This is a genomic window from Sphingopyxis selenitireducens (assembly GCF_051550705.1).
Lineage (GTDB): Bacteria > Pseudomonadota > Alphaproteobacteria > Sphingomonadales > Sphingomonadaceae > Sphingopyxis.
The window spans coordinates 477923-500733 of sequence record NZ_JBPULG010000004.1 but is presented as its reverse complement, the minus strand read 5'-3'; the positions used below and the strand labels follow the sequence as shown (position 1 = coordinate 500733).

Genomic DNA, 22811 nt, shown 5'->3' with positions numbered 1-22811 from the left:
TCTGTATCGCCGAAAGGGAAGATGGTTGCGGCAGGCGGCGGATCCCCCCTTGCCCAAGCGGTCAGCGCGAACGGCCGCGCGCACCGACCGGCCAGATCGCGACCAGCGTGTCATCCGCAACGACATGATAATGATCGTAGAGATTCACCGTCGGGTCGCAGTGCGGCACGGTCAGGCTGACCGGATCGCCGGGTTGCATCCGGGTGCCGATGTCGGGCGCGATCAGCGCGGCATGTTCGTCGCCCATGAAGGCGAAAAAGGCGGTTTCCGGGGCTCCGTGCCGAACCACCGCCACCCCGCCGTCGGTCGACAGCGACTTGAAACCGGCGTCGATGGTGACGAGCCCCGAATGATTGGCGCTGACGACGCGCGCATCGACCGCGAGCGACACTTCGAACGGCGGATCGCCGCCGCCGGTCAGGTCGCAGTCGAGATATTGCTTGTCCATAAACACGTAGGAACCCGCCTGAAGTTCGGTGAAAGTTCCGAGTTCGAGGTCGATATGATGCGTTCCGGTGCCCGATCCGGTGACGATCGACGGCGCGAAACCGGCGTCGGCGAGCGCCGCGATCACCTCGTTCAAATAGGCGGTGCGTTCGACGATCGCGGCGCGGCGTTCGGCATAATCCTCGATATGCTGCTGCGACCCGCAGTAAAACTGAACGCCCTGATAGCGAAGACGCGGCGCGGCCGCGATCGCCCGCGCGAGCGCGACCGCAGCCTCGGCCGAGGCGACCCCGGTGCGCGCAATGCCGGGATCGATGTCGATGATGACGTCGAGCCGGGCGTCGGCCGCCGCGAGTTCCGCATCGATTCGCGCCGCGACCCCGGGATGATCGACCACCGCCATCAGCCCGCGCGCGCTCTGTGCCAGCAGGACGAGCCGTTCGATCGCGCGCGGCGCGGCGACGGGCGAGGTAATCAATATCCCCGCGATCCCGCCATCGGCCAGCACCTCTGCCTCGCCGATCTTGGCGCAGCAGACGCCGATCGCGCCCGCCGCGACCTGACGGACCGCGATATCGACGCTTTTGTGCGTCTTCGCATGCGGGCGCAGCCGGACGCCGCGCGCCGCCACAAGCCCCGCCATGCAGGCGATATTGCGGTCGAGCGCGTCGATATCGAGAATCAGCGCCGGGGTATTGAGGTCGGCGCGGCTTCCCTGTCGTCCGACAAGATGGTTATGCAACGTCAGGTCATCGCTCATGAAAACAGCGCCTCGAGATGGGGATTGAGAAATTTGCCGGCCGGGTCGGCGGCGCGGCGGACCGCGCGATAGCGTTCGGCCATCGGATAAAGGCTGTCGACGTCGGTGCGGGTCAGCGTGTGGCGCTTGGCCCAATGGGGGCGCCCGCCATGGGCGCGGAAAATCACCTCTGCATCGGCGAACAGCCCGGCCCACGGCATCTTGTTATACTGGTGCATCGAAATGGAGGCGACCGGCCCCGCGTTCATCGGGCTCATCCAGATATCGTCCGCCGCGACGGTGCGATATTCGAAGGGAAAGGTCACCGGCAATCGCCCGCGCCGTATCCAGCCTATCACCTCGTCGAGCGCCGCGAGCCCGGCGGCGCGCGGCACTTCATATTCCATCTCCTCGAATCGCGCGGTGCGTTCGGAGGGAAAGACATTATGTGCGGGGCCGCGCCGTTCACCCTCTATCCGGGTGCGCATCATGGCACGCTGGAGCCAGGGCGTGAGCGCGGGCGCCTTTGCCGCAATATCGAGCACGCGGCGAAACGCCGTTTCCTCGATATCGGTCGTCGTCGGCGGCGGATCGCAGGGGTCGGTCGGCGTGAGCGTCTTTAAAATCACCTGATCGCTGTGCGGAAAAAACCAGAATTCGATATGCCGTTGCCCGTCGGCGAGTTCGTCATAGGATTCGCGAATTTCGGCCCATGCGCGCCTTTCGAGCCGTTCGGCCAGATAATAGGCGGGGACGACCGTGATCTCGATCTCGGTCGCGATGCCGAACAGGCCGAGCGAGAGGCGCTGGGCCTCGAACAAATCGGGGTGGGTCCGGGCATCGCACCAGCGCGCCTCGCCATCGGCGCCGATCAACCTGTACCCCCGGGCAAATGTGGCGAGCGACCCGAGCGCCGCCCCCGTGCCATGGGTACCGGTCGCCATGGCGCCGGCCAGCGACTGCGGATTGACGTCGCCCTGATTGGCGAGCGCCAGCCCCTCCTCCCATAAGGCCGCGGTCAGCCGCTTGATGCTCCAGCCGGCTGGAACGCGCGCGGTGCAGCGGTCGGCAGCGATGGTCAAAACGCCGGGAAGATCGTCGAGACTGACGATGGTATCGTCCGATTCGCACAACGGCATGAAACTATGTCCTGCCCCGGTCGCGCGCACCTTTTGCGCGCCGCGGATCAGCCCCGCCAATTCCTCTTCACTTTGCGGACGGGCGACACGTGCTGTGGTCTCGACACTGCCCGACCAGTTGCTCCAACGCATATAATTCACTCTCCTTCATCGCCCACCGGATGACGCGTGGGTGGATGTGGAAAGATAGTCAAGACTATATAATGTCAGACCGTCGCAAACCATGAGCGACTGAACCATGTCGGCAGGGGAGCGACGCCCCGAAGCCCGCCGTTTCCCGGCAGAATTGCGGGGGTGGGCTAAGGCGCGGCGATCCGCTTTGCAAAATGGACTTGTACCGCTTCGCGCACCCCGCGCGCCACCTTTTTCTGCCCTTCTTGCGACGCCAGAAATTCGCCATCATCCTTGTTCGAAATAAAGCCGGTTTCGAAGAGGATAGACGGGGTGTCGGGCGCCTTGAGCACGACGAACGAGGCGAAGCGATGCGCGGTGGTGCGAAATTTGACCGCGTCCGCTGACTCGCGCTGAAGCAGCCGGGCGAAGTCGGCAGCCCGATTCATCGTCTCGCGCTGGGTCAGGTCGAGGAGGATCGACGACACGTCGCGGTTGTGGCCGCCAAGGTCGACGCCGTTGATGATATTGGCCCTGTTTTCACGCGCCGCGAGCCGCGCCGCTTCGCGGTCGGAAGCGGTTTCGGACAGGGTATAGATGGATGCGCCGCGCGCCTGTTCATTTTCCGCCGCGTCAGCATGCACCGAAATGAACAGATCGGCCTGGAGCCGCCGGGCGATGCCCGAGCGCTCCTCCAGCAACAGATAGCGGTCATCCGAACGGGTGAGCGCGACGCGGATGCGGCCCGATGCGATCAGATCGTCGCGAATCGCGCGGGCAAGCGCCAGCGTAATATCCTTTTCGCGCTTGCCGCTGTGCGGCGACAATGCGCCCGGGTCGTGCCCGCCATGGCCGGCATCGATCACCACCAGCGGCAGTCGCGCGTCATCCGGCCCCTCGATCGGTGGCAGCGGCAGCGCGGGCTTTGCCCGGCCGATCGGGACGCTGACGCTATAGCGTTTTTCGGGCGGCTTGGCGCGAAACCGGGCAGATGGTGCCGATTCGACGTGCGGGATGCGCGCGATCGCCGTCATCCCGGCAGAGCCGCCCGGGGGCGCTGCGGGGTTGAGGATCATCGCCATCAGGACAGGCAGCACGCTCATCGCGCCTCTATGCCGCCGCCGCCGCGCGATGGTCCAGCGCATAATCGAAACGGGGGCCCGGCGACGGCGGAAGGACAGGAAGGCGATGCCCGCCCTTGCGCGTAAAAACCGCAGAAACAGCGAAGAAATGCGGACGACGGAACGGGTCCGGCGGTGCGCGCTTCTTGCAACACTTATGTCACAACCCATCTTTGTACGGTGGTTGTGGTTGCCGTCGGGACATGCCGATGCTAGCACGGCCTCCACTGACGGTGTCGTTCCCGGCGCCGTCCGGCCTTTTGAGGGGAAGGCCTGACCCGCGAATCTGCGGATCATGGCTGCCCTGGTGCCGGACACGCGGGGAATGGCGATGTGCCGCCAGTCCACCCGGTTGACCGGACAGTCGGGGCGTTCGCCTTACGCCCGCCCTGCCCGCCCGCTCATCCCGTAACAGGTTGATGCCGCATGTGGCTTGCCATGCTCTCTTCACTCCGCGACGCGGGCGCTTTCGCCTCGGCCGTCGCTGGACGTGAAGACCGTATGCGCGGACCGGACCATCACGCAGATTTGCGTGGCCGGACGCAGCCAATGCGCGGCAATAACGTCTTTTTTCGTTTCACCCTTTTCCGCCGCGACCGCCGTTCAAAGGCGATTGCGGGACTTTTAACTGGCGCGCCACTGCGCGCCTGGAGTGTTTACAATGACCACGCGCATGTTGATCGACGCGCGGCACCGGGAAGAAACCCGGGTCGCCGTCACCAAGGGAAACCGCATCGAGGAGTTTGATTTCGAGTCCGCCGAGCATAAGCAGCTCAAGGGCAATATCTATCTGGCCAAGGTTACCCGCGTCGAACCGTCTTTGCAGGCGGCGTTCGTCGAATATGGCGGCAATCGCCACGGTTTCCTCGCGTTCAGCGAAATCCATCCCGATTATTACCAGATTCCGAAGGAAGACCGCGAAGCGTTGCTGCGCGAAGAGGCCGAGCATGCCGCCGCCGCCGCGCAGCGCGCCGAGGAAGACCTCGACGAGCTGGAAGGCGATGTCGCCGACGTCGAATATCATGACGAAGACGACAATGGCGACGCGCGCGCCGATCGCGATGACGATCATGACGACCAGCATGACGGCGACGATCATGATTCCGAAAATGGCGATGCCGAAGAGGGCGCCGAAGGATCCGAAGAAGGCCGCGAAGGCAATGGCGGCGACCGCCGGGGCCGGGGCCGTGGGCGCGGCAACAACCGCAAGGGCGGACGCGGGCGCGGGCGCCGCGACGATGATGACGGCGAAAACCGCATGTCGCTCCGCCGCCGCTACAAGATTCAGGACGTTATCCGTCGCCGTCAGGTGATGCTGGTCCAGGTCGTCAAGGAAGAGCGCGGCAACAAGGGCGCGGCGCTCACCACCTATTTGTCGCTCGCCGGCCGCTATTGCGTGCTGATGCCGAACACGATGCATGGCGGCGGCATCAGCCGCAAGATTTCAAACGGCGCCGACCGCCGCAAGCTGAAGGCGATGGTCGACGAACTCAACCTGCCGCCGACGATGGGCTGCATCGTCCGCACCGCGGGCATGGCGCGCACCAAGGTCGAGATCAAACGCGACTTCGACTATCTCGCCCGCGTCTGGGACGAGATTCGCGAAAAGACGCTCGAATCGAGCGCCCCGGCGCTGATCCACTCGGACAGCGATCTAGTGAAGCGCGCGATCCGCGATATTTATCACAAGGATATCGAGGAAGTTCTCGTCGAGGGCGACGAGGGTTACAAGGCGGCGAAGCAGTTCATGAAATTGCTGATGCCCAGCCATGCCCGGCGGGTGAAGCAATATGCCGACCCGGTCTCGCTCTATCAGCGATATGGCGTCGAGGATCAGCTGGCGGGGATGCTCAATCCGGTCGTCCAGCTGAAATCGGGCGGCTATCTGGTGATCAATCCGACCGAGGCTTTGGTGTCGATCGACATCAACTCGGGCCGGTCGACCCGCGAACATAATATCGAGCAGACCGCAGTCAGCACCAATCTGGAAGCGGCGCATGAAATCGCCCGCCAGCTGCGCCTGCGCGACATGGCCGGGCTGGTCGTGATCGACTTCATCGACATGGATCATGGTTCGAACGTCCGTAAGGTCGAACGCGCGATGAAGGATGCGCTGAAGAACGACCGCGCGCGCATCCAGGTCGGCCGCATTTCGGGCTTTGGCCTGATGGAAATGAGCCGCCAGCGTCTGCGTACCGGCGTACTCGAAGCCTCGACGCGCCCGTGCCCGCATTGCGAAGGCACCGGGCTGGTCCGCACCGCCTCGTCGGCGGGGCTCAGCGCGCTGCGCCTGATCGAAGAAGAAGCCGCACGCGGCAAGGGCAGCCGGATCACGCTGCGCGCGAGCCAGGAAGCGACCTTCTACCTCCTCAACGAAAAGCGCCGCGAACTGCGTGAGATCGAAGAGCTTTACGGCGTCACCGTCGAAATCCTGCCGGACGGCGAGACCGAGGGTGCGCGCATGGCGGTCGAGGTCAGCGGCCCGCCGCCGGTCGCGCGCCGCAGCTTCGCCCCGATCGCTCCCATCGAGGATGATGAGGACGAGGAGTATTTCGACGAGGAAGAAGAAACCGAAGCCGAAGCCGAAGAAGCGGCCGAACGCCCCGCGCGCCAGCCGCGCGAGGAAAGCGATGCCGATGGTGAAGGCCGCAAGCGCCGCCGCCGTCGCCGCCGTGGCCGCCGCGGCCGCCGCGACGAGGATGGCAATGAAATCGCCGAAGGCAGCGATGCCGAAGGTGAAGGCGACGCCGAAACCGGTGGTGAGAGCGAAGCCGAGGCCGAAACCGCAGAGGCTGCACCGGCCGAGGGCGACGCCGAAGTGGTGGAGGCTGAGGTCGAAGCGGAAGCCAAGCCGCGCCGCCGCCGTGGCGGTCGTGGCCGCAAGCCGAAGGCCGAAGCCGGTGAAGCCGGTGAAGCCGAGGCCGTCGAGGCCGAAGCCGAAGCTCCGGTAGAGGTGGCTCCGGTCGAGGTCGAAGCCGCCGAGCCGGTCGCCGAGGAAGCGCCTGCCGAAAAGCCGAAGCGCAAGCGCGCACCGCGCAAGACCAAGGCCGACGTGGCGAAGGCCGAAGCGGAAGCGGTCGCAGAGGAAGCGCCCGTCGCGACCGAAGCGGTTGCCGTCGAAGCGGCGCCCGAAGCTGTCGAAGCCGCACCCGAAGAGGCCCCCGCCAAGCCCGCGCCCAAAAAGCGTGCGAGCCGCGCCAAAAAGGCCGTAGCCGCCGAAGCGGCGCCCGAAGCCGCCGTCGAGCGCGAAGCCGAGCCGGCAACCCCCGAAACGGTCAGCGCCGAGGGTGAAGGCGAAGGCGAAGGCGTCGGCCCCGACGGCGAGCCGCGCCGCGGCTGGTGGCAGCGTACTTTCGGAAATTAAGCCAAAACTTGCTTCCGCGCGTTCTGGACCCCACAAAGCCCCTATGGCTTCAGTCGGGGTTCAGGCGCGCGGCGCAAGACAGCGGGAGATGAATTCTCTCCCAAGACATATGGCGCCCCGGGCGAATAGCCTGGGCCCACTTTTCCGTATCGTCCTGACTTTGCTGGCGATGTTCGCGGTCGCGATGCGCCCCGCGCTGGCGCAATCGATCCTGCGCGACGCCGAAACCGAAGTCCTGCTCCAGAATATGATGGACCCGCTGACCGAGGCGGCGGGGCTCCAGCGCGGCCAGGTTCGCGTCCACCTGCTCGGCGACCGCAGCATCAATGCCTTTGTCGCCGGCAGTCAGGATATCTATGTTTTCAGCGGGCTGATCGAAGCCGCCGACAGCGCCGAAGAGGTGCAGGGCGTGCTCGCGCACGAACTGGGCCATGTGATGGGCGGCCACGCAATTCGCGTCAACGAAGGCGCCAAGGCCGCAACCGGCATCTCGCTGCTCAGCCTGTTGCTCGGCGCCGCAGCGATCGCGGCGGGCGCGGGCGAAGCCGGCATGGGCGTGATGATGGCGGGGCAGCAAGCCGCGCTCGGCAAATTTCTGGCCTTTACGCGCGTGCAGGAATCGACCGCCGACGCGGCAGGCGCGCAATATCTGTCGACAGCCGGAATCAGCGGCCGCGGCAGCCTGGCCTTTTTCAAGAAGCTGCAGAATCTCGAGTTCCGCTATGGGGTCAAGCAGGACGACGATCAGGCCTATGGCCGCACCCACCCGATGTCGGGCGACCGCATTCAGGCGCTGCGCGAGGTCTATGTGATCGATCCGGCGTGGACCAAGCCCGCCGACCCCGACATCGAAAAGCGGTTCCAGCGCGTGAAGGCCAAACTCAGCGGCTTTATTGCCGAACCCGAACGCACGCTGCGCAAATTCCCCGAGAGCAACAACAGCATCCCGGCGCGCTATGCCCGCGCCTATGCCTGGCACAAAAGCGCCTATCCGCAAAAGGCGCTGACCGAGGTCGAGGGCCTGATTCAGGCCGATCCGAATGATCCCTATTTCCTGGAGCTTGAGGGGCAGATCCTGCTCGAATCAGGGCGCCCGAAGGAGGCGATCCCGGCGCTACGCAAGGCGGTCACGATTTCGCGGTCGCAGCCGCTGATCAGCGCGACGCTGGGCCATGCGCTGATCGCGACCGAAGACCCCGCCAACTATGCCGAGGCCGAAGAGGTGCTGAAAACCGCCGTCGCGCTCGACAACCAGAACCCCTTTGCCTGGTATCAGCTGGGCATCGTCTATGCGAACAAGGGCGATCAGGCGCGCGCCGCCCTCGCCTCGGCCGAACGCTATCAACTCATGGGTGGACAGGCATCGCTGGCGCTGCGTAATGCCGACACTGCGATGCAGGGCCTGCCTCAGGGATCGCCCGACTGGATTCGTGCACAGGATATTTCGCTGGTCGCTCGCGCCGAAGTGGAACGCGAGCGCAAACGGCGTTAGATTCAAGCGGAATACGAAACAGGCATCGCAAATCCAAGATGCGCAAGGGCGACAAGTGAACAACAACAAAGACGACGAATATTACCAGCCATGGCTGCGCGAGGAGCCGGCGGAAACGCCGCTGCCGCGCGACGCGCAGCGTCCAATGGCCACCGAAGGCCTCGCCAAACCGAAGGACGCGCCGCCGGTCGGTATCGATCTGACGCGCTATCCCGCGCGCGATGAAGCCCCGCGTCCGCCGCTGGTGAAACCCGAAGCGTTGAAGGCGGGCGCCGCGAACATCTGGCAGGCCGTCCGCACCGGCAGCGCCGCCTTTGCCGACTGGACGATCCGCGTCGGCGAGCGCGCCGACATCCCCGCACGCGTCGAAGCGATGGAAATTCCGCGCCGGTCGCGCGAGCTGGCGCAGCGCAGCGGCATCCTTGCCGCACGCACCGCCCGCACGATCGGCAGCAATTCGGCCCGCGCCGGGCGCGCCGCCGCCGCCGCGAGCGGTGAGGCGTGGGAGAAAATGGCGCTGGGCGACAAGGTCGCCAAAATATCGAGCGAGGCCGGCCGCGGGCTGGGCGAAGTCGCCGGAAAGACCAAGGCCGGGATCGGTCAGGCCGCACGCGCGGGCACCGAAACCCTGCGCGACAGCATCGGCGACGCCGCGACCAAATTGCTGCCGACCCCGCAAGAGGATTTGCCGCCGCCCCCGTCGGGGCTCGAACAATTGCTGGCGCGCGAGGAAGCCGCGGCACAGGCCGCCGAACGCTCGGTCGCGCCCGACCTGCCGCTGTTCGCGGGTGAGCCGCCCATGGCGGCACCGCCGCCGCCCCGCGCGGGGATCGAAAGCGACGACCGGACGCCGCATGTGCCGCCGGCCGCAACCAGAAAGCCGACAAGTGCGAAGGCGATGGCCGCCCCGCGCCTGCCGCAGATCAAGGGAACAGGAATGGACGGCGGAGCTTCGCGAACATGGCTGGTCGGGATCGCCGGCCTGGCCCTGCTCGGCATGGTCTTCTGGCTCGGCGGGCGCCTTGGCGGCGGAATGAGCAAGAGCGAGGTCGAGACCGTCGTCGCCGACTATATCCGCGCCAATCCCCAGATCATTCCCGAGGCACTGGAAGCCCAGCGCGATAAGGAAATGGCAAAGGCGATCGACGCAATTCGCCCGGCGCTGGAAAAACCCTATGCCGGGGCGTGGGCAGGCAATGCCGACGGCGATGTGACCTTGGTCGTCTTCACCGATTACGCCTGCGGCTTCTGCCGCGCCAGCGTTCCCGACGTCGACCGGCTGATCCGTGAGGACAAGCGCGTCAAGGTGGTGTTCCGCGAACTTCCGATCATCGCCCCGCAAAGCCGCGACGCCGCGCTGATGGCCCTCGCTGCCGCGCGTCAGGGCAAATATGACGCCTTTCACCACGCGATGTTCGCCGCGGGTTCGCTCGACAAGGCGGCGATCGCCGCCGCCGCGGAAAAAGTCGGCGTCGTCACCGACGGCAGCGCCGATGCGACCGCGAACGAGGCCCTGTTCCAGCGCGAACTCGACAGCAACCTTGCCATCGCCACCCAGTTGCAGCTGAACGCGACCCCAACCTGGATCATCGGCGATCAGTTGATGCAGGGGCAGATCGGCTATGCCGGGCTGCGCGAAGCGGTCGCCAAGGCGCGGGCGGCAAAGAGCTGAACCCCCGCACATGGCGACCGTCACCCATGATGAAGCGATCGCCAATGCCCGCCGCCTGCTGACGGGCGAACCCGGCGCCGCGTTGGCGCAGGCGCGCGCGATCTTGGAGGCAGTCCCGACATCGGCGGCGGCGCACCGCATCGCCGCCCATGCGCTGCGCGCGCTGGGCCGTGAGGAGGAAGCGCAGGCGGCCTCGCTCGCTGCGGTCGGCGCGACGATCCATGATGCGGCGATGGTCGACGCGGCGCTCGCGCTGGCCGACGACCGCCTGCCCGACGCCGAAGCCGCGCTGCGCGCGCGGCTGAAAGAGGATGCGACCGATGTTGCGGCGATCCGCATGCTGGCCGAGGTCGCAGGCCGCATCGGCCGTTATGGCGACGCCGAAAAATTGCTGACCCGCGCGCTCGAGCTTGCGCCGGGTTTCGGGGCGGCACGCGCCAACCTTGCGACCGTCTATTACAAGCAGAACCGCTTTCCCGAGGCGGTGGAAACACTCGACGCCGTGCTGGCCGCCGACCCCGCCAACCCCGCCCACGCCAATCTGAAAGCCGCCGCGCTCGGCCGTGTCGGCGGCTATGACGAGGCCATTGCCCTTTATGAAGAACTGACCGCGCGCTTCCCCGACCATGCCAAGCTGTGGATGAGCTATGGCCATATATTGAAGACCGTGGGCCGGCAGGACGACAGTATCGCCGCCTATCGCGCCGCGCTCGCCGCCGATCCCGGGCTGGGCGAAACATGGTGGAGCCTCGCCAATCTGAAGACGATCCGCTTCGATACCGCCGATCATGACGCGATGGAGGCCGCGCTCGAGGGCATAGGCGTTGGGGCCGACTCCGCAGACGACGCGCGCGCCGACGACCGGCTGCACCTGCATTTCGCACTCGGCAAAGCCTATGACGATGCCGGCGCGCATGCCGATGCCTTTCGGCACTACGTGGCGGGCAATGCGATCCGCGCCGGCCAGCTCGATTACCGTGCCGAAGAAACGCGCGCGGCGGTCGATGCGGTGATCGCCGCCTGTCCCGCCGACCTGTTCGCAGCGCGCGCCGGTGCGGGCGATTCCGCCCCCGATCCGGTCTTCATCCTGGGCATGCCCCGCGCCGGATCGACGCTGATCGAGCAAATCCTCGCGAGCCATTCGGCGATCGAGGGAACGATGGAATTGCCCGATATCCCGGCGCTCGCGCTGGGCCTTGGCCGCGACGACAAGGGCGATGCCCGGCGCTGGGCCGAAGCGCTGATCGAAGCGCCGCCCGAACGGCTCGCCGAGCTGGGCGCCGATTATCTGCGGCGGACCGCGGTGCAGCGCAAGACGGGCAAGCCATTTTATATCGACAAACTGCCGAACAACTGGCTGTACGCGCCCTTCATCCGCCTGATCCTGCCGAATGCGAAGATCATCGACGCGCGTCGTCATCCGCTCGATTGCTGTTTTTCCAACTATCGCCAGCATTATGCGAAGGGTCAGGCGTTCAGCTATGGCCTCGCCGATATCGGCGCCTATTACCGCGATTATGTGCGGTTGATGGCGCATATCGACGCCGTCCAGCCGGGGCGGATCCACCGCGTGATCCACGAGGCGCTCCTCGACGATCCCGAGCGGGAAATTCGCGCCATGCTGGACTATCTGGGTCTGCCGTTCGAGCCAGGCTGCATGGCGTTTCACGCCAATGCGCGCGCGGTGCGCACCGCGTCGAGCGAACAGGTGCGCCGCCCGATCAACCGCGACGGGGTCGGCCAATGGCAACCCTATGACGCATGGCTGGCGCCGCTCAGGGACGCGCTCGGTCCCGTGCTCGATGCCTATCCGGGGGTCCCTGCTTCCCTCGCCTGATTCGTTGCCTTTGGGCAACAGCACCCGACAATTTCGACCAACCGCCGACGCGCGCGCACGACAGGACTTGCGCTTGCTCTGCCGCGCGTCATGCTCTGTCACATAGCTGTCATTTGAGAAGGGGGTCTCATGCGCAAGGTCGGCTTTTACGCGGTACGCGGCGGTGCATTGCTGTTGGGCGGTACCATTTTATCGACATCGGGAACGGCTCTTGCCCAGCAATCGGGCATCAACGACGACCGCGACATCGTCGTCACCGCGTCGAAGCGCGAAGAAAATCTGCAAGACGTGCCGATGGCGATCACGGCGATCGGGACCGAACGGCTTGACGAATTGCAGGTCAAGGAATTTCAGGACGTCGTCAAATTCCTGCCATCGGTGACGATCCAGACGCTCGCGCCCGGGTTCAGCCAGGTCTATTTCCGCGGCGTCGCCTCGGGCGAAAATGCCAATCACTCGACCTCGCTACCGACCGTCGGCACCTATCTCGACGAAATGCCGATCACGACGATTCAGGGCGCGCTCGACATTCATGCCTATGATCTCGCGCGGGTCGAGGCGCTCGCCGGGCCGCAGGGCACATTATATGGCGCCAGCTCGATGGCGGGCACGATCCGCATGATCACCAACAAGCCCGACACCAGCGGCACCTATGGGTCGATGGGGCTGGAACTCAACAGCGTCGCCCACGGCGACGTCGGCGGGGTCGCCGAAGGTTTCGTCAACGTCGCGCTGAGCGAACGCGCCGCGCTGCGCCTCGTCGGCTGGTATCGCCACGACGCGGGCTATATCGACAATATCGCGGGCAGCCGCTCCTATCCCACCAGCGGCATCACCCAGACCAACGACGATCTCGTCGAGAAAAATTATAATGACGTCGACACCTATGGTGCGCGCCTCGCGCTTGGAATCGAACTCGACGACAATTGGACGGTGCGGCCGACGGTCATGGGCCAGATCCAGAAAGCGCACGGCAGCTTTGCGCAGGAGCGGTCAAAGGCGGTGACCGGCGATTTGCAAACGGTGCAATATAATCCCGAACGCAGCGACGATAAATGGATCCAGGCCGCGCTGACGATCGAGGGCAAGATCGGCAATTGGGATTTGACCGTCACCGGCGGGCATTTGCGCCGCAAGACACTGACCGACAGCGATTATTCGGACTATGCCTATTTCTATGATGCGCTCTATGGTTCCGGCGCGGCGCTCAAAGACAATGATGGCAACCTCATCAGCCCGAACCAGTATATTCAGGGCATCGACCGCTATAAGCGCAGCTTTGGCGAAATCCGCGTCGCATCGCCCGCCGATGCCCGTATCCGCTTTATCGGGGGGCTGTTCTGGCAGCGCCAGTCGCACAATATCGAACAAAATTACCGCATCGACGATCTTGCCGACAATCTGCAGGTGCCTGGCACCACCGACAACATCTGGTTCACCAAGCAGCTGCGTGTCGACCGCGACTATGCCGCCTTCGGCGAGGTCAGTTTCGATATCACCGACAGGCTGACGCTGACCGGCGGCGGCCGCGTGTACAAGTTCGACAACAGTCTGGTCGGCTTTTTTGGCTACAGCAATCCCGGCTACAGCGACAATCCGATTTATCTGTGCCAGGGTCCTGCCATCGTCGCGGGGTCGCCATGCACCAATCTCGACAAGCGGACGAAGAAAACCGACTTCATCCACAAGCTCAACCTGACCTATAAATTCACCGACGATGTCATGGTCTATGCGACCTGGTCGCGCGGATTCCGTCCTGGCGGGATCAACCGTCGCGGGTCCTTGCCGCCCTATGGCCCCGACCGGCTCGACAATTATGAGCTGGGGTGGAAAAGCAGCTTTGGTCCGGTGCGCTTCAACGGCGCGGTCTATCAGGAGGATTGGAACAATATCCAGCTGTCCTTCCTCGGCGACAACGGGCTGACCGAGGTTCGCAACGCCGGCATCGCGCGCATCCGCGGGGTCGAGGCCGATTTGAGCTATCGGTCGGGCGGTTTTTCGCTGACTCTGGGCGGCGCCTATAATGATGCGAAGATCCGGCGCGATTTCTGCGCCATCGCCAATGACGCCTTCGATTGCACGACCCCCGGGAACGAAGAGCTGGCGCCCGCAGGATCGCGCCTGCCCGTCACCTCGAAGTTCAAAGGCAATGCCGTCGCGCGTTATGATTTTCCGGTCAGCGGGCTCGACGGCCATGTCCAGTTCGCGGTCAATCATATCGGCAAGCGGCGATCCGACCTCCGGCCATTCCAGAACGGCATCGTCGGCAATTTCGGCGCCTATACGACCGCCGATTTCAGCATCGGGGTGAAGAGCGAAGACTGGAGCGCCGAATTGTTCGCGACCAACCTGTTCGACAGCCGCGGGGTGATCAACAGCGCGGTGCAGTGCGACGAGGCGGTCTGCGGCGATGCCGATAACGGTACGCCGAATGGCGGTATCTTTTACGACAATGTCATCCGGCCGCGGCTGATCGGCATCAAGGTCAGCAAGGATTTCTGACCGGGTGACGTCCGCGGCGACGCGCGAAGCCGGATCGGGCCAGAAACTCGGCCTGTTGATGTGCGTCGCGCTGGGCATGGGCAATATGATCGGGTCGGGGGTGTTCCTGCTCCCGCGCGATCTTGCCCCGCTCGGCTGGAATGCGGTGATCGGCTGGGGCGTGTCGATCACCGGGACGCTGTGCTTGGCGGCGGTGCTGGCGCGGCTCGCCCGAAAGCTGCCCGGCGGCAGCGCGACCTTTACCTATGCCGCCGCGGCCTTTGGACCGGGCGCCGGGTTCATCGTTGCATGGAGTTACTGGATCAGTTGCTGGACCGTCGTCGCGACGCTCGCGGTCGCGGCCATCTCCAATTTGTCGATCCTCTTTCCGGCGCTCGGCGCGGGCGGCGCGGGACCCGCGCTGATCGCGATCGGGTGCATCTGGTTCTTCACCCTCGTCAATCTGCTCGGCGTCCGGCGCGCGGGCAGCGCGCAGTTGCTGACGCTGGGGCTCAAGCTGATCCCGGTCGTCGGCGCAGTGATCGTCGCACTGTGGCTGTGGGGAGCCGGCGACGCGCCGGCGGCGTCGATGGCGGGAACGCAGCCGGTCAGCCTGTCGGGCATCGGCAGCGCGGCGACGCTGACCCTGTTCGCGCTGCTGGGGTTCGAGAGCAGCTGCGTCGTCGGCGACCGGGTGCGCGATCCCGAAACGACGATCCCGCGCGCAACGATGATTGCGGCGGCAGCGACCGGGCTGCTCTATCTGCTGTCGTGCACCACGGTGACCTTGCTGCTGCCGCTCGACACGCTCGAACATTCGAACGCATCCTATGCGACCTATTTTTCCACGCTGGTCAGCCCGTCGGCGGGGCAAGGCGTCGCGCTGTTCGCCGCGATCGCCGCGCTGGGTGCGCTCAACGGCTTTGTCCTGTTGCAGGGCGAAATCCCGCGCGACCTTGCGCACCGCCGCCTGCTGCCCCCGATATTCGCGCGCGACAATCGTTTCGCTTCTCCCTGGGTGACCCAGATCGTATCGAGCGGGCTTGCGAGCATCATCGTCTATGCCAATTATGCGCGCGGGCTGGCCGAGCTTTTCAGCTTCATGGTGCTGATCACCACATCGACCGCGATCATTTTCTATATCGCGGGCGCGCTCGCGGCGCTGAAACTTGAATATGACGGCGCACTCAAGACGTCGTCGGCCTTCATCGCGCTGACGCTGGTCGCCTTCGCCTATAGCTGCTGGGCCTTTTACGGCGCGGGGTGGGAGGCGAGCCTGTGGAGCGTCGCGATGACCGCCGCGGGCCTGCCCATCTATCTGATAATGCGGCGCCGGATGGCAATCCTGTCCTGATCCCCCGCGACAGCGCGGCCCGAAATGCTTTCGCTTTCGGGACGGCACGATTGGCTATTGCCATTCCGAAGATCGGGTTTCAGACTTGCCCATGTTCGATCAATGCAGGGGCAAAATTATGGAATGGATGTTGATGCCGTTGAAGCGCTACGCCGATTTCACCGGGCGGTCGCGGCGCAAGGAATATTGGATGTTCGCGCTGTTCCAGCTGATCGTCGCGTTGGTTCCGATGTTCCTTATTATCTCGATCAGCGATTTGACCGCCGGCGTTCCGGTCCTGCTTTGGGTCTTCCTGCTCGCCTACCTTGCGGTCTTCCTGATCCCCACCATCGCGGTGACGGTCCGCCGTTTCCACGATCAGGACAAGAGCGGCTGGTTCTATCTGCTGAGCTTCATCCCCTATGTCGGCGGCATCGCGGTGTTCGTTTTCATGTGCCTTGAAGGCACCAGCGGCGCGAACCGCTTTGGCGACGATCCGAAGGGCCGCGGCGCGCAGGACGTCTTCGGCTGATCAGGCCTCGCGCCACCGGGGTGCGAAAAAGCCTCGGTCGCGCAGGATGATCTGCGCGGCATTATGCCCCGGCGCGCCGGTAACGCCGCCGCCGGGGTGGGTGCCCGCACCGCACATGTAGAGGCCCTTGAGCGGCCCGCGATAGGCGCCATTGCCCAGCACCGGGCGCGCCGACCAGAGCTGGTCGAGGCTCATATTGCCGTGCATGATGTCGCCGCCGACGAGGCCGAATTTGCGCTCTAACCCCTTGGGGCTGAGAATCTGACGGCCGAGGATCGATGCGCGGAAACCCGGCGCATGCGCCTCGACGGTGTCGATGATGCAGTCGGCCGCGGCGCCTTCTTCGGCATCCCAATCCCTGCCATCGGGAAGCTCTGGGGCGAATTGCTGGCAGAAGAGGCTGGCGACGTGCTGGCCGGGAGGCGCGAGGCTGTCGTCGACGGTCGAGGGGATGAGCATTTCGACGATCGGCTTTTTCGACCAGCCGAACTGCTTCGCATCGAGGAAGGCGCGGTCCATATAATCGAGGGTCGGGGCGAGGATGATCCCCGACTGGTGATGTTCGCCGGGTTCTGGAAGGCAGGTGAAGCGCGGCAGCTCCGACAGCGCGACATTCATGCGGAAGGTACCGCTGCCCGCCTTGAACGCCTTGATCCGGCGCCGGAATTCGGGGGCAATATCGCCTTCGTCCATCAGACGTTCGTAGAGAAGCTTCGGCCCGACGTTGGCGATGACGCGGGTCGCGGCGATCTCCTCACCGCTGACCAGCTTGACCCCGACCGCCTTGCCGCCGTCGACCAGCACGCGCGAAACGGGGGCTTCGAGGCTGATTTCGACACCGAGCTGGGTGCAGACCTTCGCCATCATCTGGGTGATCGCGCCCATGCCGCCGACGCTGTGGCCCCATGCACCCTTTTTGCCATTCACTTCGCCGAAGACGTGGTGAAGGAGGACGTATGCGCTGCCCGGAGTATCGGGGCTGGCATAATTGCCGACCACCGCATCGAAGCCGAAGGCGGCCTTGACGGCTTCGCTTTCGAACCAGCTGTCGAGGAAGGTGCGCGCCGATTTGGTGAAGAGTTCGAGCACATCGCGCTGCTGCGACAGGCTGAGCCTGGTGAGCCCCCGCCCCTGCCGCGCGGCGTCGATCAGCGTCTTGAAGCCGTCGCCGACATTGGGCGGCGATTTGAGCGCGAGGTCGCGCAGCACATCGGCGACGCCTTCGAGCATGTCATAATATTCGGGAAGGCGCGCGGCATCGTGGGCGGAGAAACGCGCAAATTCCTTTTGCGTGCGTTCAAGCCCGCCGCCGAGCTTGAGGTAACTGCCATCCTCCTGCGGGAGAAAATTGCTGATCGGGCGTTCGATCACGCGATAGCCATGATCGGCGAGCTTCATGTCCGCGATCACCTTGGGCTGGAGCAGGCTGACGGTGTAGCTGGCGACCGAATTCTTGAATCCCGGGTGAAATTCCTCGGTCACCGCGGCGCCGCCGACGACATCGCGCGCTTCGACGATCCGAACCTTGAGGCCCGCCCGCGCGAGATAGAAAGCGCAGACGAGGCCGTTATGGCCGGCGCCGATGATGAGGGCGTCATAGGCTTTGGTCATGGAAATTCTTTCGCAAGCGGGGATGTGACATGTTGGCGGCCGAAGCCGAGGCCGAGAATGCGGCCGGGGATGCGGCGAAGCAGCGGGAAGCGGTCGAGCAGGCGGACGGCGAACGGCACGCGCGTGATTTCGCCGCGCAGCATGGGTTCGATGACCTTATGGTGTGCGAAACGCTGGATCGCCTGCATCCGCACCGTCGGTTTCCAGCGCCGTCGCTGCACGCTGGCAAGCAGCGGATCGGGATCGGCGCGTGCGGCAAGCGGGGCAGCGAGAATATTGGCGGCGGCGACGGCATCCTGCACGGCAAGGTTGATGCCGACCCCGCCCACCGGCGACATCGCATGCGCGGCGTCGCCGATCGCGAGCAGTCCGGGCCGCGACCAGCGCGTCAGCCGGTCGAGCGCGACCGTGAGCAGTTTCACATCATCAAAGCTGGCGATCGCATCGATCCCGGCGGCAAGACCCGGGGCGATCGCGACGACATCCTGACGAAAGGCCGCAATGCCGCGGGCTTCGATCGCGGGGAACATCCCCTTTTCGATGATCCGCGCGCACTGCCAATAATCGCCGCGCGGGATGGCGACGACCATGCCGCCCCGGTCGATCGTGCCGAGCGCAACCTCCGACGCGGTCATGCCCGTGGGAACGGGGATGCGAAACCACAGCACATCCATCGGCGCGCCAAGGTCTTCGAGCGGCAGTTCGGCAGCGTCGCGCAAGATCGAGCGCCGCCCGTCGGCGGCGATGACGAGCCGCGCGGACAGCGTCGCACCGCCCGCCAGCGTCACGCCGCTGACGCGGCCTGCGGCGTCATAGGTCAGGTCGGTCGCCTCGGTCGACATACGAAGGTCGAAGGTCGGATATTTCCTGCCCTGCCCCGCGATGAAATCGAGCAGATCCCATTGCGGCATCATCGCGACGAAAGGCGCGGCGACGGGCAGATGCTTCATCGTCGCGATCGTATAGGGCGCGCCGAGCAGATTGAGGGTCATCGTGTCGATCGCCGCATGCGGTTCCCTGAGCAATTCTTCGAGCAGGCCGATCTCGTGGAACAGTTCGAGCGTTGAAGGGTGCACCGTGTCGCCGCGAAAATCGCGGAGGAAATCGGCGTGCTTTTCAAGGATGGTGACGGGCACCCCGGCGCGCGCGAAGAGCAGGCCCGCGACCATCCCGGCGGGGCCGCCGCCGACGATGAGGACAGGCAGAGTGTCAGCCACAACGGCCTTCGCTCGATGCGAATGGGGTTTTCTGGATCATTTGCGGCTCCACCCCGGCGGCGGGGCATGTTCCAGCCGCGCTTCGGGGATGATGTCGCGCATCCGCGAGCAGAAATGATTGAGGCAGACTTCCTTGTCGCTGAGCGGCCCCATGGTGAAGCTTTGTGACGCCATCCCCTGCTGGACGCGGTTGATCAGCGCGGTGTCCTCGGCATTGACCTGACGGTTGATGCGCCAGTTGAGATAGCGCGCCGCCTTCATTTCGCGGCGCTCATCGGGGAGGACATAGGATATTTCGCGGATCAGGCAGCGGGTCGGGCTGACCGGAAGCCATTGCATGAAATCGACCTGATCGGGATAAATGTCGAAGGCGACATTGGGCCAAAGCTTGAAATAGAGCCAGTGGCGCTGGTTTTGCTCAGGCAGATGCGGGACCGGCGGCAACAGTTTCTGATACATGCGTTCGGACCAGTTGACCGACGGCCGGTCGATCAGGTCGCCCCACATGCGGTCGACATTATCCTCTGCCTCAACGCCATAGCTTTTGCCGAACAGGCGTGTCAGCCCGGGGTGCGCGACGGGGATGTGGAGGCCGTCCGAATAATTATCGCCGACATTCTTCCAGTTGACGTCGCGCGGGCGGAGCGTGACGCGGCCGAGCGCGCCAAGCTCTTCGAAGCGATAGGGAGCGATCTGCGCTTCATAGGGCGCCATCATGGCGGCGACCGAGGGCCCGCCATCGTCGGCGAGGCGGACGAACCAGAAGCCGCGCCAGCTTTCGATATCGACCGGCACCAGCCCTGCCTTGCCCCTGTCGAGCGTCGGATAGCTTGCCGAATCGGGAACGCCGGTCAGCCGGCCGTCGAGGTCATAGGTCCAGGCGTGATAGGGGCAGACGAGCTTTTTGGCACAGCCCGTCGCGCCATCGACCAACCGCGATCCGCGATGACGGCAGACATTGGTGAAGGCGCGCACGACGCGGTCAGCGCCGCGCACGACGATGACGCTTTCGCCGATATAGTCGATGCTGTGCCAGTCGCCCGGATTCGGAATGTCGCTGTCGTGGCAGACGACCTGCCAGCTCGGGCGAAAGATGCGTTCGATTTCAACGTCATGAAATTCGGGGTCGCTATAGGTCCATGCGGGCAGCGACCAGCCGCTTTGCGGGTCGATGTCGGGTGTGAGAATCGGTGCGGTTGCCATATGCCTGTCCTTGTTGTACACATGTATAACAATATGCAGCCCGCTCGCCAAGCCTTTACGCGCGAAAGCGCCGACGCCCGCCGCGCCGACCTGATCGAGGCGACCGCAGCATGTCTTGCCGAGCATGGACTTGCGGGGACGAACGTCCGCGCGATCTGTGCCAAGGCGGGCGTTTCGCCGGGACTGCTGCGCCATTATTTCGGCGGCATCGACGATCTGGTGGCGGCAACTTATGGCGCGACGAGCGACCGGATGGACGCGATTTTCGCCGATGCGGTCGCGAGAGCCGGCAGCGATCCGCGGGCGCGGCTGAACGCTTATCTCACGGCAAGCTTTCGCCCGCCGGTGACCGATCCCGAGTTGCTGGGCGCATGGACCGCTTTCTGGGCGCTCGCGCGGAGCGATGCGCAGATGGCGGCCATCCACGCGACAAGCTATGCCGGCTATCGCGAACGGCTGGGCGAATTGCTGGCCGCCTGTGACGCGGCAGACGCCGGGCGGCTGGCGATCATGCTGACCGCGATGGTCGACGGGCTGTGGCTGGAGCTGTCACTCGATGCGGAAAGCTTTGGCGCCGAGGCGGCGGTGGCGATGATCGAGCAGGCAGTTGGGGCGCTGCTTCCCGCCTAGAGCGGCCGGTGTTCGGTGGTGTCGCCGGGCGTCATGAACAGGAGTTCGCCGGGCGTATTGATGACCATGCGGTGCCACACGCCCTGCGGTATGAGCGCGCTCTTCCCCGGCGTGAGCGCGACGATGGTTTCAACCCCGTTCTCGTCCAATATGATATCGCACTGCCCCGACAGCAGAGTCAGCACCTCATCGCCCGCCGGATGCATTTCCCAGCCCGTGCTTTCCCGCATCGCGATGCCGCCGATATAGATGCCGCGATACAGCCCGAAGCTATGGAACAGTGGCTGGCCGGGCATCCCGCCGCGGCCCAGCAGCTTGCGCACGAGACGGGTCAGTGCGGTCACGACAAACACGGCGGTGCGGCGCAGGTACACGGGCATGGCGTTTCTCCCCATGCCCGCATATCAAATTGCGAACGATTCTCAAAAAGAATCGAGAAGCCGGCGCAGTCCTATTTCGACAGATCGCGCAGCAAGCTGTCCCAATGCGCGAGCGCGCCCGGAATCGCATCGACCGGGGCGCGTTCGTTGAGGCCGTGGGCGAAGCTGTCGCTCGCCTTGCTGAACAGTCCGGCGACGCCATAGCTGGGGACGCCGACGGCGCGGAAATAGAGGCTGTCGGTCGCGCCCGCGCTCATCGACGGGATGATCGGCAGGCCGGGGAAGCGCGCGTGGACCGCCCTGGTCACTGCCGCCACGACGTCGGGACGCAGCGGCGAGGCGTCGCTGGCGGTGGCGTCGGGGTCAGTGTTCACCTTGATCGCGGGATCGGCGATGAGCTTTTCGAGTTCGGCGCGCACCGCCTCGATCCCGACGCCGGGGAAGATGCGGCAATTGATGTTCGCGGTGGCGCGCTGGGGCAACGCATTTTCGGCGTGACCACCCTTGACCAGCGTGGGAACGCAAGTGGTGCCGATCTGGCCGACATATTCGGGGTCGGCGCGGATTTTCGCGACCGCCGCCGCGTCGTCCGGATTGGCGGCAAAGGCTTTGAGCGCCGCGCCGATGTCGCCGCCGACCTGATCGGCGACGATCGGCATCCCGACTTTGGTCAGCTCATTCTGCTGCGGCGCGAAGCGATAGGCGCCGACCTTTGCGAGTGCGTCGGAAAGCTGGGCGATCGCATTGACTGCGCCGGGACGCGAGCTGTGGCCGCCGGGGTTGGTCACCTCGAGGACATAGTCGGCGTAGGTTTTCTCGCCCGCCTGCAGACCATAATATTTGGCCTTGCCGTCCTCGCCGATCGTCCCGCCGCCCCCGTCGCCGTTGAGCGCCATTTCGGCGCCCTTATAGGTCTGCGCGAGCGCGCGGGTCGTCAGCATCTCGGTCTCTTCGTCGCCCGATAGCGCGAGGATGATCGAGCGTTTGGGCTTGAAGCCGTCTTTCTTGAGCTGGGCCATGGTCGCGACCATCATCGCGACGTCAAACTTGTTATCCTCTGACCCGCGGCCGAAAATATAGCCATTTTCCTCCACGGGCACGAAGGGATCGCGCGTCCAGTCCTTTGCATCGGCTTCGACCACATCCATATGGCCGAGCAGGACGATCGGCTTGCCCTTCCCCGTTCCGGCGAGCGTGACGGCCAGCGTTGCGGTCTCGCCCAGCGGGGTGATGACGATATCGCTGTCGGCATAGCCCGCCGCCTTCAGCACCCCGGCATAATAGGCGGCGAGCTGGGGCACCTTGCCGCGCCCCGCGACGGTCGGGATCGCGATGCTGTCCTTGAGGATCGTCTTTGCCGCATCGGTGTCGGCGGGCCTGGCATGAACCGGCGCGGCGGCGAGCAGGGCAGCGGAAGCAAGAAAAGCGGAAACAAGGCGCATATCGTCGACCCCTTTTATGGAAGGGTCCGTTCAATCGGTTCGCGGTGCGCTTGTCGAGCG

At 65.0% G+C, this 22811-nt stretch carries 16 protein-coding genes; 8 read left to right on the top strand and 8 right to left on the bottom strand.

Annotated features, from left to right (window positions below):
* Positions 1-61: 61 nt before the first annotated feature.
* The 3 genes from ACSYDV_RS15650 to ACSYDV_RS15640 form a co-directional block, all read right to left on the bottom strand.
* Positions 62-1207 carry a DSD1 family PLP-dependent enzyme gene (locus tag ACSYDV_RS15650; RefSeq protein WP_438324730.1) on the bottom strand — a complete coding sequence of 382 codons (1146 nt, stop codon included), beginning with the start codon at positions 1205-1207 and terminating at the stop codon, positions 62-64.
* A complete protein-coding gene (locus tag ACSYDV_RS15645) occupies positions 1204-2457 on the bottom strand; it encodes a D-arabinono-1,4-lactone oxidase (protein ID WP_438324729.1) in 1254 nt (417 codons plus the stop codon). The genes ACSYDV_RS15650 and ACSYDV_RS15645 overlap by 4 nt, the downstream gene beginning before the upstream one ends.
* A gap of 167 nt (positions 2458-2624) precedes the next feature.
* Positions 2625-3539: an N-acetylmuramoyl-L-alanine amidase family protein gene (locus tag ACSYDV_RS15640; RefSeq protein WP_438324728.1), complete on the bottom strand. Its 915-nt coding sequence runs from the start codon at positions 3537-3539 to the stop codon at positions 2625-2627.
* A 679-nt stretch (positions 3540-4218) separates the two neighbouring features.
* Here ACSYDV_RS15640 and ACSYDV_RS15635 point away from each other — a divergent pair.
* The 7 genes from ACSYDV_RS15635 (at position 4219) to ACSYDV_RS15605 (ending at position 16268) form a co-directional block, all read left to right on the top strand.
* A complete protein-coding gene (locus tag ACSYDV_RS15635) occupies positions 4219-6921 on the top strand; it encodes an Rne/Rng family ribonuclease (RefSeq protein ID WP_438324727.1) in 2703 nt (900 codons plus the stop codon).
* Between the two features lie 88 nt (positions 6922-7009).
* Positions 7010-8413: a M48 family metalloprotease gene (locus tag ACSYDV_RS15630; RefSeq protein WP_438324726.1), complete on the top strand. Its 1404-nt coding sequence runs from the start codon at positions 7010-7012 to the stop codon at positions 8411-8413.
* Positions 8414-8468: 55 nt separating this feature from the next.
* Positions 8469-10085 carry a thioredoxin domain-containing protein gene (locus tag ACSYDV_RS15625; RefSeq protein ID WP_438324725.1) on the top strand — a complete coding sequence of 539 codons (1617 nt, stop codon included), beginning with the start codon at positions 8469-8471 and terminating at the stop codon, positions 10083-10085.
* Between the two features lie 10 nt (positions 10086-10095).
* Positions 10096-11922 (top strand): tetratricopeptide repeat-containing sulfotransferase family protein, encoded by a 1827-nt coding sequence (locus ACSYDV_RS15620; RefSeq protein WP_438324724.1) that lies wholly within the window; start codon positions 10096-10098, stop codon positions 11920-11922.
* Positions 11923-12051: 129 nt separating this feature from the next.
* On the top strand, positions 12052-14424 hold the full coding sequence (locus ACSYDV_RS15615; RefSeq protein WP_438324723.1) for a TonB-dependent receptor: 2373 nt from the start codon (positions 12052-12054) through the stop codon (positions 14422-14424).
* A gap of 4 nt (positions 14425-14428) precedes the next feature.
* A complete protein-coding gene (locus ACSYDV_RS15610) occupies positions 14429-15757 on the top strand; it encodes an APC family permease (protein ID WP_438324722.1) in 1329 nt (442 codons plus the stop codon).
* Positions 15758-15875: 118 nt separating this feature from the next.
* Positions 15876-16268: a DUF805 domain-containing protein gene (locus ACSYDV_RS15605; RefSeq protein ID WP_438324721.1), complete on the top strand. Its 393-nt coding sequence runs from the start codon at positions 15876-15878 to the stop codon at positions 16266-16268.
* On the opposite strand, the gene ACSYDV_RS15600 is transcribed toward ACSYDV_RS15605, so the two are convergent.
* The 3 genes from ACSYDV_RS15600 to ACSYDV_RS15590 are packed head-to-tail and all read right to left on the bottom strand — an operon-like array spanning position 16269 to position 20299.
* A complete protein-coding gene (locus tag ACSYDV_RS15600; RefSeq protein WP_438324720.1) occupies positions 16269-17879 on the bottom strand; it encodes a phytoene desaturase family protein in 1611 nt (536 codons plus the stop codon).
* The gene (locus tag ACSYDV_RS15595) at positions 17876-19096 is read right to left on the bottom strand and encodes an FAD-dependent oxidoreductase (RefSeq protein WP_438324719.1); all 1221 of its coding nucleotides are present in this window, start codon (positions 19094-19096) and stop codon (positions 17876-17878) included. The genes ACSYDV_RS15600 and ACSYDV_RS15595 overlap by 4 nt, the downstream gene beginning before the upstream one ends.
* Before the next feature lie 36 nt (positions 19097-19132).
* Positions 19133-20299 carry an aromatic ring-hydroxylating oxygenase subunit alpha gene (locus ACSYDV_RS15590; RefSeq protein ID WP_438324718.1) on the bottom strand — a complete coding sequence of 389 codons (1167 nt, stop codon included), beginning with the start codon at positions 20297-20299 and terminating at the stop codon, positions 19133-19135.
* Between the two features lie 33 nt (positions 20300-20332).
* Between ACSYDV_RS15590 and ACSYDV_RS15585 the strand changes: the two genes are divergently transcribed.
* A complete protein-coding gene (locus ACSYDV_RS15585) occupies positions 20333-20929 on the top strand; it encodes a TetR/AcrR family transcriptional regulator (RefSeq protein WP_438324717.1) in 597 nt (198 codons plus the stop codon).
* On the opposite strand, the gene ACSYDV_RS15580 is transcribed toward ACSYDV_RS15585, so the two are convergent.
* The gene (locus ACSYDV_RS15580) at positions 20926-21309 is read right to left on the bottom strand and encodes a cupin domain-containing protein (protein WP_438324716.1); all 384 of its coding nucleotides are present in this window, start codon (positions 21307-21309) and stop codon (positions 20926-20928) included. The two genes, ACSYDV_RS15585 and ACSYDV_RS15580, sit on opposite strands and share 4 nt — an antisense overlap.
* Before the next feature lie 71 nt (positions 21310-21380).
* A complete protein-coding gene (locus ACSYDV_RS15575) occupies positions 21381-22751 on the bottom strand; it encodes a M20/M25/M40 family metallo-hydrolase (protein ID WP_438324715.1) in 1371 nt (456 codons plus the stop codon).
* Positions 22752-22811 lie beyond the last annotated feature (60 nt).

Coding starts and splice junctions, on each gene's coding strand:
- ACSYDV_RS15650 (WP_438324730.1), bottom strand. CDS start 1,207: ATGAGCGATGACCTGACGTTGCATAACCATCTTGTCGGACGACAGGGA.
- ACSYDV_RS15645 (WP_438324729.1), bottom strand. CDS start 2,457: ATGCGTTGGAGCAACTGGTCGGGCAGTGTCGAGACCACAGCACGTGTC.
- ACSYDV_RS15640 (WP_438324728.1), bottom strand. CDS start 3,539: ATGAGCGTGCTGCCTGTCCTGATGGCGATGATCCTCAACCCCGCAGCG.
- ACSYDV_RS15635 (WP_438324727.1), top strand. CDS start 4,219: ATGACCACGCGCATGTTGATCGACGCGCGGCACCGGGAAGAAACCCGG.
- ACSYDV_RS15630 (WP_438324726.1), top strand. CDS start 7,010: ATGAATTCTCTCCCAAGACATATGGCGCCCCGGGCGAATAGCCTGGGC.
- ACSYDV_RS15620 (WP_438324724.1), top strand. CDS start 10,096: ATGGCGACCGTCACCCATGATGAAGCGATCGCCAATGCCCGCCGCCTG.
- ACSYDV_RS15615 (WP_438324723.1), top strand. CDS start 12,052: ATGCGCAAGGTCGGCTTTTACGCGGTACGCGGCGGTGCATTGCTGTTG.
- ACSYDV_RS15605 (WP_438324721.1), top strand. CDS start 15,876: ATGGAATGGATGTTGATGCCGTTGAAGCGCTACGCCGATTTCACCGGG.
- ACSYDV_RS15600 (WP_438324720.1), bottom strand. CDS start 17,879: ATGACCAAAGCCTATGACGCCCTCATCATCGGCGCCGGCCATAACGGC.
- ACSYDV_RS15590 (WP_438324718.1), bottom strand. CDS start 20,299: ATGGCAACCGCACCGATTCTCACACCCGACATCGACCCGCAAAGCGGC.
- ACSYDV_RS15585 (WP_438324717.1), top strand. CDS start 20,333: ATGCAGCCCGCTCGCCAAGCCTTTACGCGCGAAAGCGCCGACGCCCGC.
- ACSYDV_RS15580 (WP_438324716.1), bottom strand. CDS start 21,309: ATGCCCGTGTACCTGCGCCGCACCGCCGTGTTTGTCGTGACCGCACTG.
- ACSYDV_RS15575 (WP_438324715.1), bottom strand. CDS start 22,751: ATGCGCCTTGTTTCCGCTTTTCTTGCTTCCGCTGCCCTGCTCGCCGCC.